This window comes from Mycobacterium sp. TH-M11 (assembly GCF_057473725.1).
Genome location: NZ_JBYCLD010000173.1, coordinates 1 through 11108 on the forward strand (window position 1 = coordinate 1; position 11108 = coordinate 11108).

The window sequence follows — 11108 nt, forward strand, 5'->3', positions numbered from 1 at the left end:
GGGTGCAGCGTTCAGTCGCAGCGATCACCGCCGACGAGCACCCGCTGAAAAAGAAGATGGCCGCGAACTCCGCTACGCGACTGCTGGTGATCACCACAATTGGATTAGCCATCGCTTTCGTGTTCCGGCCCGCCGGGCTTGGCGTGCTCTTCGGGCTCGCTCTTTTCCAGATCTTGCTGGTGTTGACGACCGCGTTGCCGGTGTGGAAGAAGCTGCGTAGCGGGGCGGCTGTAGGTGTGGAAGGGACGGAATACGGCAATGACTAGCGCGTTTCTGGCCGAAAGCGCCATCGAAGTCGGCCATCACGAAACCGCCGATTGGTTCGGGTTGACCGTCAACGTCGACACCGTGACCTCGTCTGCGATCGCTGCCGTCATCGTCATCGGGCTGGCGTTCTTCCTTCGCGCCAAAGTCACCTCCACCGGAGTTCCCGGTGGAGTTCAGCTGTTCTTCGAGGCGATCACCGTCCAGATGCGCAACCAGATCGAAAGCGCGATCGGTATGCGTGTCGCCCCGTTCGTGTTGCCGCTCGCGGTCACGCTTTTCGTCTACATCTTGATCTCGAACTGGTTGTCGGTGCTGCCGTTGCAGTACTCCGATCACGGTAAAACCACTGAGCTACTGTCGTCGGCCGCCGGGGACATCAACTACGTGCTTGCGCTGGCCCTCTTTGTGTTTCTCTGCTACCACGCCGCGGGGATATGGCGTCGCGGCATCATCGGTCACCCGATCGCGGTGCTCAAGGGGCACGTGGCCGTGCTTGCGCCGATCAACGTGGTGGAGGAACTGGCCAAGCCGATCTCGCTGTCGCTCCGACTTTTTGGCAACATCTTCGCCGGCGGCATCCTGGTCGGGCTGATCGCGCTGTTCCCGCCCTACATCATGTGGGCGCCCAACGCGATCTGGAAGGCGTTCGACCTGTTTGTCGGCGCGATCCAGGCGTTCATCTTCGCGCTGCTGACGATCTTGTACTTCAGTCAAGCGATGGAGCTCGAAGACGAACACCACTAGAACTACGAACTGCACATAACGACTTGGTAGACCGCTACCAAATATCAAGGAGGATAAGCAATGTCAGACCCCAACCTCATTGGCATGGGTGCACTTATCGGCGGCGGACTGATCATGGCAGGTGGCGCAATCGGCGCCGGTATCGGTGACGGTGTCGCCGGTAACGCGCTGATCTCCGGCATCGCCCGCCAGCCCGAGGCACAAGGCCGGCTCTTCACACCGTTCTTCATCACGGTCGGTCTGGTCGAGGCTGCCTACTTCATCAACCTGGCTTTCATGGCGCTGTTCGTCTTCGCCACCCCGATCGCACCTAAGTAGCGGTCGAGATGGGTGACATGAATGTTGTGGTCCTGGCGGTAGCCAGCCAGGCAGAGGGTAATTTCCTCGTGCCTAACGGCACCTTCTTCGTCGTGCTGATCATCTTCTTGATCGTGCTCGGCGTGATCGGCACCTTCGTGGTCCCGCCGATCTCGAAGGTGCTCAAAGAGCGCGACAACATGATCACCAAGACGGCTGCAGACAACAAGAAATCGGCCGAGCAATTCGCCGCTGCCCACGACGATTACGAGAAGGCGTTGTCCGCCGCTCGGGTCACGGCATCGGCAGCTCGCGACGAGGCTCGGGCAGAGGGCCGCAAGGTCGTCGACGAAAAGCGGGCGCAGGCCGAGGAGCAGGTTTCCTCGACACTGCAAGACGCCGCCGAGCACCTCAAGCGGGAGGGCGACGCCGTGGCTGCGGATCTCCGCACGCGGGTGGAGAGCATCTCCACCGCGCTGGCGAGCCGCATCCTCGGCGTCGAGATCAGCACCACGGTCTCGGCTTCAGGTTCGGAGCGATAAGCACGAAATGTCAACATTCATAGGGCAGCTCGTCGGGTTCCTCGTCATCATCCTGCTGGTCTGGCGCTACGTTGTGCCGCCGGTGCGCAAGATGATGTCGGACCAGCAGAACACAGTGCGCCAACAGCTGGCGGACTCAGCAGCCGCCGCCGATCGGCTGGCGGAGGCCAGTCGCGCCCACGCCAAGGCCAAGGAAGATGCCAACGCCGAGGCGCATCGGCTGACCGAGGAAGCGCAGGCCGATGCCAAACGCATCGGCGAACAACTGCGCGCTCAGGCCGATAGTGACGCCGAGCGGATCGTGCAGCAGGGCGCTAAGCAGGCGGAGCTGATGCGTGCGCAACTGATCCGTCAACTGCGTCAGGACATCGGAGCCGAATCCGTCCGGCGCGCAGGCGAACTGGTTCGCGGATTCGTCGCCGAATCGGACCAGCAGGCGGCTACGGTGGACCGCTTCCTCGACGATCTCGAGGAGATGTCGTCCTCGACGGCCGACATCGAGTATCCCGTCGCGACGAAGATGCGTTCGGCGAGCCGGCTGGCGTTGACCGACCTGTTGGAAAAGTTCGGCGGGATCGTCGACGGCCTGGCCGACCAAGACATCGCGACTCTCGGCGACGACCTGACGTCTGTTGCGGCGCTGCTCAATCGGGAGGCCGTGGTCACCCGCTACCTCACGCAGCCCGCCGAGGATGCCACGCCACGGGTTCGACTGGTCGAGCGTTTGGTGTCGGGCAAGGTCGGACAGCCAGCACTCGATGTGGTCAGGGCGGCGGTCTCCGAACGCTGGTCGGCCGACACCGATCTGGCCGACGCGATCGAACTGGTGGCGCGCCACGCCGTGCTGATTCGCGCCGATCGAGCCGGACAGCTCGACGAGGTGGAAGAACAGCTGTTCCGGTTCTCCCGCATACTCGACGCGCAGCCACGCTTGGCCATCTTGCTGAGCGACTGTGAAGTGCCGGCCGAGACGCGGGTTCGGTTGCTGCGCAACGTACTGCGAAGCGCCGGCACCGGCGTCAACACGATCACGGCTGAACTGCTCGCTATGACGGTCGAGCTGCTACGTGGACAGCCGGCCGAAGGGGCGGTGCAAGAACTGGCCAGAGTCGCGGTGGGTCGGCGTGGCGAGATCGTCGCGCAGGTCAGCGCGGCGGCCGACCTCAGCGAAGCGCAGCACACTCGTCTCACCGAGTTGCTGAGCCGGATTTACGGCCATCCGGTGACAGTGCAGATTGCAACCGACCCACAGCTGCTCGGCGGGCTCGCAATATCGGTTGGCGACGAGATCATCGACGGCACGCTGTCGTCACGCCTTGCCGCAGCCCAGACCCACTTACCCGACTGACCCCCCACCGACGTAACACCATCGACAAGCAGGAAGAACGAAAAGCCATGGCAGAGTTGACTATCTCGGCTGACGACATTCAGGGTGCGATCGAGGAATACGTAAGCTCCTTCACCTCCGACACCACCAAGGAAGAGGTGGGCACCGTCGTGGATGCCGGTGACGGCATCGCGCACGTCGAGGGCCTGCCGTCGGTGATGACCCAGGAACTCCTCGAGTTCTCGGGTGGCGTCCTTGGTGTCGCGTTGAACCTCGACGAGCACAGCGTTGGCACGGTGATCTTGGGTGACTTCGAGAAGCTCGCACAGGGCCAGCAGGTGAAGCGCACCGGTGAAGTGCTCTCGGTTCCGGTCGGTGACGAGTTCCTCGGTCGCGTGGTCAACCCGCTGGGTGAGCCGATCGACGGTCAGGGCGACATCAAGGCGGAAACCCGCCGTGCGCTGGAGATCCAGGCCCCGTCCGTGGTGCAGCGCCAGAGCGTCTCCGAGCCACTGCAGACCGGCATCAAGGCCATCGACGCGATGACGCCGATCGGGCGTGGCCAGCGCCAGCTGATCATCGGTGACCGCAAGACCGGCAAGACCGCGGTGTGCGTCGACACCATCCTGAACCAACGGGAGAACTGGGAAAGCGGCGACGAGAAGAAGCAGGTTCGCTGCGTCTACGTGGCCATCGGCCAGAAGGGCACGACGATCGCTTCGGTGCGGCGCGCACTCGAAGAGGGCGGCGCGATGGACTACACCACCATCGTCGCGGCCCCGGCCTCCGACTCGGCCGGTTTCAAATGGCTTGCGCCCTACACTGGTTCAGCAATCGCTCAGCACTGGATGTACAGCGGCAAGCACGTGCTGATCGTCTTCGACGACTTGAGCAAGCAGGCCGAGGCCTACCGCGCCATCTCGCTGCTGCTGCGTCGCCCGCCGGGTCGTGAGGCCTACCCGGGTGACGTCTTCTACTTGCACTCGCGGCTGCTGGAACGTTGCGCCAAGCTTTCCGACGAGCTCGGCGGCGGCTCGATGACCGGGCTGCCCGTCATCGAAACCAAGGCCAACGACATCTCGGCCTACATCCCGACCAACGTGATCTCGATCACCGACGGTCAATGCTTCTTGGAATCCGACTTGTTCAACCAGGGCGTCCGCCCGGCGATCAACGTCGGTGTGTCGGTGTCCCGCGTTGGTGGCGCGGCGCAAATCAAGGCCATGAAGGAAGTGGCCGGCTCGCTGCGACTGGACCTGTCGCAATTCCGCGAGCTGGAATCGTTCGCCGCGTTCGCGTCGGACCTCGACGCCACCTCAAAGGCGCAACTGGAGCGCGGTGCGCGGCTGGTGGAATTGCTCAAGCAGCCGCAGTATCAGCCGGCGCCCGTCGAGGAGCAGGTGGTGTCGATCTTCCTCGGCACCGGTGGTCATCTCGATTCGGTGCCCGCTGAAGACGTGCACCGGTTCGAGACCGAATTCCTCGACCACATCCGGGGAGCCAACGACGGCATCCTGGCCGACATCAAGCAATCGCAGAAGCTCAGCGAAGAGACCGAGAACAAGTTGGTCAATGCGATCAACGAGTTCAAGAAGGGCTTCGCGGCGACCGGCGGGGGCTCGGTGGTGCCGGACGAGCACGTCGCGGCGCTCGACGCAGACGAAGTCGAGAAAGAAGCGGTGCAGGTGCACAAGCCCGCACCCCCGAAGCAGAAGAAGTAATCGAGGATGGCTGCCACACTTCGAGAACTGCGGGGTCGCATTCGCTCCGCCGGGTCGATCAAAAAGATCACCAAGGCTCAGGAAATGATTGCGACGTCGCGCATCGGCAAGGCGCAGGCCCGCTTGCGCGAGGCCCGGCCCTACACCGAAGAGATCACCCGCGTGCTCACCACGCTGGCGGCGGAGGCTGCCCTCGACCATCCGCTGCTGGTCGAAAAGTCCACGCCGAAACGAGTTGGCGTGCTGGTGGTTTCGTCCGATCGAGGACTCTGCGGTGCCTACAACTCCAACGCCTTCCGCAAGGCCGAAGAGCTGTTCTCGCGACTGCGGGAAGACGGCCGCACGCCGGTGCTCTACACGGTTGGACGGAAAGCTCAGGGCTACTTCAAGTTCCGCAACTGGGATATCAGCCAGTCATGGAGCGGGTTCTCGGAGCGGCCCAGCTACGAGAACGCGTCCGAGGTGGCCGAAACCCTGGTAAGCGCCTTCATGGCCGGTGCAGGTGACGACGAGGAATCTGCGGACGGGACCGGCGTCGACGAGCTGCACATCGTCTACACCGAGTTCAAATCGATGATGTCGCAGTCGGTGAGCGCGCACCGAATGGCCCCAATGGTGGTGGAATACGTCGAGGACGCCAACGAACCGCACACGCTGTACTCGTTCGAGCCCGACGCGACGACCCTGTTCGACGCGCTGCTGCCGCGGTATCTCGCCACTCGTATCTACACGGCACTGCTCGAGTCCGCCGCGTCCGAACTGGCCTCCCGCCAACGCGCGATGAAATCGGCCAGCGACAACGCCGACGACCTCATCAAGGTGCTCACGCTCGAGGCGAACCGCGAGCGGCAGGCCCAGATCACCCAGGAAATCAGCGAAATCGTCGGTGGCGCAAACGCGCTGGCCGACGCCCAATAGGCCCCATCAGGAAGCGAAGAGGATATGGCTGCTACCACCCAACAGGCTGAGAAGTCGGCGAACTCGAAGGGCGGCGACACCAACGGCCGCGTGGTGCGGATCACCGGACCCGTCGTCGACGTCGAGTTCCCCCGCGGCTCGGTACCCGGACTGTTCAACGCCCTGCACGCCGAGATCACCTACAAGGACTTGGCGAAGACGCTGACGCTCGAGGTCGCCCAGCATCTGGGTGACAACTTGGTCCGCGCGATCTCGATGCAACCGACTGACGGACTGGTCCGTGGCGTCGAGGTCACCGACACCGGAAAGGCGATCTCCGTCCCGGTCGGCGACGGCGTCAAGGGTCACGTGTTCAACGCGCTGGGCAACTGCCTGGACGAGCCGGGCTACGGAGAAGACTTCGAACACTGGGGTATTCACCGTAAGCCGCCGCCATTCGACGAGCTCGAACCGCGCACCGAGATGCTCGAGACCGGTCTGAAGGTCGTCGACCTGCTGACTCCCTACGTGCGTGGTGGAAAGATCGCGCTGTTCGGCGGTGCGGGTGTGGGTAAGACGGTTCTGATCCAAGAGATGATCAACCGTATCGCCCGAAACTTCGGTGGTACTTCGGTATTCGCCGGCGTCGGGGAGCGCACCCGTGAGGGCAATGACCTGTGGGTCGAACTTGCGGATGCGGATGTGCTCAAGGACACCGCACTGGTCTTCGGTCAGATGGACGAGCCGCCCGGCACCCGTATGCGGGTCGCCCTGTCGGCGTTGACGATGGCGGAGTACTTCCGCGACGAGCAGGGCCAAGACGTGCTGCTGTTCATCGACAACATCTTCCGGTTCACTCAGGCCGGTTCCGAGGTCTCGACACTGCTCGGCCGCATGCCGTCGGCCGTGGGCTACCAGCCCACGCTGGCCGACGAAATGGGTGAACTCCAGGAACGGATCACCTCGACCCGCGGTAAGTCGATCACCTCGATGCAGGCCGTTTATGTGCCCGCCGACGACTACACCGACCCGGCGCCGGCGACGACGTTCGCGCACTTGGACGCCACCACCGAGCTGTCGCGAAACGTGTTCTCCAAGGGCATCTTTCCGGCGGTGGACCCGCTGGCGTCCAGCTCGACCATCCTGGACCCGGCGATCGTCGGCGACGAGCACTACCGGGTTGCGCAGGAAGTGATTCGAATCCTGCAGCGCTACAAGGATCTTCAGGACATCATCGCGATTCTGGGTATCGACGAGCTGTCCGAAGAGGACAAGCAGCAAGTCAACCGCGCGCGCCGGATCGAGCGGTTCCTGTCGCAGAACATGATGGCCGCCGAGCAGTTCACCGGGCAGCCGGGCTCCACGGTTCCGCTGAAGGAAACCATCGAGGCGTTCGACAAGCTGGCCAAGGGCGATTTCGACCACATTCCTGAGCAGGCGTTCTTCCTCATCGGTGGCTTGGACGACCTTGCCAAGAAGGCCGAAAGCTTCGGCGCCAAGCTGTGATGTGTCGGTCCCGACGGCAGAGGTTGAGCGTGGAAGGGCAGGGGTGAGATGGCCGTGCTGAACGTGCAGATCGTCGCCGTCGACCGGAAGATCTGGTCGGGCGAGGCGACGTTCCTTTTCACGCGCACCACGGTGGGGGAGATCGGCATTATGCCCAACCACATTCCGTTGGTTGCCCAACTGGTCGACGACGCGATGGTTCGTGTCGAGCGTGAGGGCGAGCATGACCTTCGGGTTGCCATCGAAGGTGGCTTTTTGTCGGTCACCGAGGAGAGTGTCAGCATCCTTGCTGAGTCCGCGCAGTTTGAGTCGGAGATCGACGAGGCTGCGGCCAAACAGGATTCGCAGTCAGACGACCCGCGCATCGCTGCCCGGGGACGCGGAAGGCTGCGCGCTGTCGGCGCGCTTGACTGACGGACCGCTCCGATGAGCGCGCTCATGACCCTCATGGTCGTGCTTGTTGCTGTACTCGGACTCGCGGTCGTCGCCCTCAGCTACCGATTGTGGAAGCTGCGCCAGGGCGGCACGGCGGCAATCATGCGGGACATACCGGCGACGGGCGGCCACGGTTGGCGTCACGGCGTCATCCGCTACCGCGGGGGCGATGCCGCGTTCTATCGACTGTCGAGTGTGCGGCCATGGCCCGACCGGCAGCTGAATCGGCGTGGGGTCGAGGTGGTCGCGCGACGTGCACCGCGCGGCGACGAGTTCGACATCATGACCGACGAGATCATCGTGCTGGAGCTGCGCGATAGCGCGCAGGAGCGTAAAGCGGGCTACGAAATTGCCTTGGACCGAGGCGCTTTGACGGCGTTCCAATCTTGGCTGGAGTCGCGCCCGTCGCCCCGGGCGCGCCGTCGCAGCACATAGCGGTCACTTCTTTCGACCGCCGCCGGGTTGCCAGAGTACGTCGCCGTCGGGGTTGACCACCCGGCACAGAATAAATAGCAAGTCGGACAAGCGATTCAGATATTTCGCAGGAAGCGGACTGACGTCCGACGGGTGTTGTTCTATTGCACCCCAAGCTGAACGCTCAGCGCGCCGAGTCACCGTGCGAGCGACGTGCAACAGTGCTGACAGGGGCGAACCACCCGGCAGCACAAAGGATGTCAGCGGCGCCACGGTGGCGTTGAAATCGTCGCACCAGGTCTCGAGTCGGTCGATGTAGTCCTGTGTGATACGTAGCGGAGGATGCGCCGGGTTGTCGACGACCGGTGTCGACAGATCCGCGCCGGCATCGAACAGATCGTTCTGGATCTGTCGCAGCACCTCGGTAATCCGTTGGTCAGGAGCGCCCATCGCGATCGCCGCGCCGATCGCCGCGTTGGCCTCGTCGCAGTCGGCGTAGGCCACCAATCGCGGGTCATTTTTGGAAATCCGCGAGAAGTCGCTCAAACCCGTCGTCCCGTCGTCGCCGGTCCTGGTGTAGATGCGAGTCAGATGTACAGCCATGACCACGAACGTACCTAGCCGACTGACAGGGCGATACCGCTTCACTAAACTAGCTCGCGTGACCGAGCGTTTCGTGGTGACCGGTGGGAGTCGGTTGTCGGGCGAAGTCGCTGTCGGGGGAGCCAAAAACAGCGTTCTCAAGTTGATGGCGGCGGCGTTACTGGCCGAGGGCACCAGCACCATTACCAACTGCCCCGACATCCTGGACGTGCCATTGATGGCCGAGGTGTTGCGAGGACTGGGCGCCACTGTCGAGTTGGACGGTGCAACGGTTCGAATCACCTCGCCTGACGAACTCAAGTATGACGCAGACTTCGCTGCGGTGCGCCAGTTCCGCGCCTCGGTCTGCGTGCTCGGCCCGCTGGTGGGGCGCTGCAAGCGAGCCAAAGTCGCGTTGCCGGGTGGTGACGCGATCGGTTCCCGTCCGCTGGACATGCATCAGGCCGGTCTGCGGCAGCTCGGCGCTACCTGCAATATCGAGCACGGCTGCGTTGTGGCCCACGCAGATGCGTTGCACGGCGCGGAGATTCAGCTCGAGTTCCCTTCGGTCGGGGCCACCGAGAACATCTTGATGGCCGCAGTTCTGGCCGAGGGCGTGACGACCATTCACAACGCGGCCCGCGAGCCTGATGTCGTCGACCTGTGCACGATGTTGAACCAGATGGGTGCACACGTTGTGGGCGCCGGCTCTCCGACGATGACGATCACCGGCGTGCCGCGACTTTTTCCGACGGAGCATCGCGTGATCGGCGACCGAATCGTGGCCGCCACGTGGGGTATAGCCGCCGCGATGACCCGCGGCGACGTGACGGTGACCGGTGTCGATCCGGGGCATCTACAGGTTGTGCTGCACAAGCTCCACGACGCCGGCGCCACGGTCACCCAGACCGATGACAGCTTCCGGGTCACCCAGTACGAGCGGCCGCGGGCCATCAACGTCGCAACCTTGCCTTTTCCGGGTTTCCCGACGGATCTGCAGCCGATGGCGATTGCGCTGGCCTCGATCGCCGATGGCACATCGATGATCACCGAGAACGTTTTCGAGGCGCGGTTCCGGTTTGTCGAGGAGATGATCCGGCTGGGCGCCGACGCCCGCACCGACGGCCACCACGCCGTCGTGCGCGGTATCCCGCAATTGTCGAGTGCGCCAGTGTGGTCGTCGGACATCCGTGCTGGCGCGGGACTGGTGCTGGCGGGCCTGGTCGCAGATGGTGACACCGAGATCCACGACGTCTTTCACATCGATCGCGGCTACCCGCTGTTCGTGGAGAACCTGGCAGGTCTGGGCGCTGAAATCGAGAGGGTATAGTGAGCGGGCAAGTACTACGCACGCCTGCTGTTCGAGCGGCAGACAGTGCAGTTTGACGGCGCTTTTGCGATGAAGTACAGTAGCAGGGTTGCCCGAAAACGGGTGTTGTTTGAGAACTCAATAGTGTGTTTGGTGGTTTTGTTTTTGTTGTTGTTTTTTTGTCATGCCTCCTGTTTTTCCCGTTTGTGGGGGTGTGATGTTTTTTGATGCCAGTTTTGGTGTCTGTTTTGCTGTGATCGGATTTTTCTGATTCGGATTCTTCCGGGCTTTGGTTCGGGGTTTTTGTTTGGAGAGTTTGATCCTGGCTCAGGACGAACGCTGGCGGCGTGCTTAACACATGCAAGTCGAACGGTAAGGCCCTTCGGGGTACACGAGTGGCGAACGGGTGAGTAACACGTGAGTAACCTGCCCTTGACTCTGGGATAACATTTGGAAACAGATGCTAATACCGGATATGAACTCTTTGGACATCCATTGAGTTGTAAAGTTCCGGCGGTCAAGGATGGACTCGCGGCCTATCAGCTTGTTGGCGGGGTAACGGCCCACCAAGGCTTCGACGGGTAGCCGGCCTGAGAGGGCGACCGGCCACACTGGAACTGAGACACGGTCCAGACTCCTACGGGAGGCAGCAGTGGGGAATATTGCGCAATGGGCGAAAGCCTGACGCAGCAACGCCGCGTGCGGGATGACGGCCTTCGGGTTGTAAACCGCTTTCAGCAGGGACGAAGGGTTTCTGACGGTACCTGCAGAAGAAGCACCGGCTAACTACGTGCCAGCAGCCGCGGTGATACGTAGGGTGCGAGCGTTGTCCGGAATTATTGGGCGTAAAGAGCTTGTAGGCGGTTCGTTGCGTCGGAAGTGAAAACTCAGGGCTTAACCCTGAGCCTGCTTTCGATACGGGCGGACTTGAGGGATGTAGGGGAGAACGGAATTCCTGGTGGAGCGGTGGAATGCGCAGATATCAGGAGGAACACCAGTGGCGAAGGCGGTTCTCTGGACCTTTCCTGACGCTGAGAAGCGAAAGCGTGGGGAGCAAACAGGCTTAG

11 protein-coding genes, 1 rRNA gene and 1 pseudogene are annotated in these 11108 nt (G+C 62.7%); 12 read left to right on the forward strand and 1 reads right to left on the reverse strand.

The annotated features are described in order from the left end of the window. From AC2VOG_RS07665 to AC2VOG_RS07710, 10 genes and pseudogenes are all read left to right on the forward strand, one after another. Positions 1-266: pseudogene (locus AC2VOG_RS07665) on the forward strand (ATP synthase subunit I); the annotation flags it as partial. Then, complete coding sequence (atpB, locus tag AC2VOG_RS07670) at positions 259-1011, forward strand: F0F1 ATP synthase subunit A (protein ID WP_486939318.1); 753 nt, start codon at positions 259-261, stop codon at positions 1009-1011. The pseudogene AC2VOG_RS07665 and the gene atpB, both read left to right, overlap by 8 nt. A 60-nt stretch (positions 1012-1071) precedes the next feature. Further along, positions 1072-1329 carry a F0F1 ATP synthase subunit C gene (locus AC2VOG_RS07675; RefSeq protein ID WP_486939319.1) on the forward strand — a complete coding sequence of 86 codons (258 nt, stop codon included), beginning with the start codon at positions 1072-1074 and terminating at the stop codon, positions 1327-1329. 8 nt (positions 1330-1337) lie between these two features. Continuing rightward, positions 1338-1850: a F0F1 ATP synthase subunit B gene (locus tag AC2VOG_RS07680; protein WP_486939320.1), complete on the forward strand. Its 513-nt coding sequence runs from the start codon at positions 1338-1340 to the stop codon at positions 1848-1850. A gap of 7 nt (positions 1851-1857) precedes the next feature. Continuing rightward, positions 1858-3198 (forward strand): F0F1 ATP synthase subunit B/delta, encoded by a 1341-nt coding sequence (locus AC2VOG_RS07685; RefSeq protein ID WP_486939321.1) that lies wholly within the window; start codon positions 1858-1860, stop codon positions 3196-3198. Positions 3199-3245: 47 nt separating this feature from the next. Beyond that, on the forward strand, positions 3246-4898 hold the full coding sequence (gene atpA, locus AC2VOG_RS07690; RefSeq protein ID WP_486939322.1) for a F0F1 ATP synthase subunit alpha: 1653 nt from the start codon (positions 3246-3248) through the stop codon (positions 4896-4898). Between the two features lie 6 nt (positions 4899-4904). Beyond that, positions 4905-5816 carry a F0F1 ATP synthase subunit gamma gene (locus AC2VOG_RS07695; protein ID WP_486939323.1) on the forward strand — a complete coding sequence of 304 codons (912 nt, stop codon included), beginning with the start codon at positions 4905-4907 and terminating at the stop codon, positions 5814-5816. A gap of 24 nt (positions 5817-5840) precedes the next feature. Continuing rightward, a complete protein-coding gene (gene atpD, locus AC2VOG_RS07700; protein WP_486939324.1) occupies positions 5841-7301 on the forward strand; it encodes a F0F1 ATP synthase subunit beta in 1461 nt (486 codons plus the stop codon). 48 nt (positions 7302-7349) lie between these two features. Beyond that, the gene (locus tag AC2VOG_RS07705) at positions 7350-7715 is read left to right on the forward strand and encodes a F0F1 ATP synthase subunit epsilon (protein WP_486939325.1); all 366 of its coding nucleotides are present in this window, start codon (positions 7350-7352) and stop codon (positions 7713-7715) included. Between the two features lie 12 nt (positions 7716-7727). Beyond that, positions 7728-8171: a DUF2550 domain-containing protein gene (locus AC2VOG_RS07710; RefSeq protein WP_486939326.1), complete on the forward strand. Its 444-nt coding sequence runs from the start codon at positions 7728-7730 to the stop codon at positions 8169-8171. Positions 8172-8174: 3 nt separating this feature from the next. Here the strand turns inward: AC2VOG_RS07710 and AC2VOG_RS07715 are convergent, their stop codons facing one another. Further along, positions 8175-8753 carry a cob(I)yrinic acid a,c-diamide adenosyltransferase gene (locus AC2VOG_RS07715; RefSeq protein WP_486939327.1) on the reverse strand — a complete coding sequence of 193 codons (579 nt, stop codon included), beginning with the start codon at positions 8751-8753 and terminating at the stop codon, positions 8175-8177. Between the two features lie 58 nt (positions 8754-8811). Here AC2VOG_RS07715 and murA point away from each other — a divergent pair, with 58 nt between their 5' ends. Then, entirely contained in the window at positions 8812-10062 is a 1251-nt protein-coding gene (gene murA, locus AC2VOG_RS07720) for a UDP-N-acetylglucosamine 1-carboxyvinyltransferase (protein ID WP_486939328.1), read from the forward strand. A 283-nt stretch (positions 10063-10345) separates the two neighbouring features. Then, a 16S ribosomal RNA gene (locus tag AC2VOG_RS07725) occupies positions 10346-11108 on the forward strand; the annotation flags it as partial.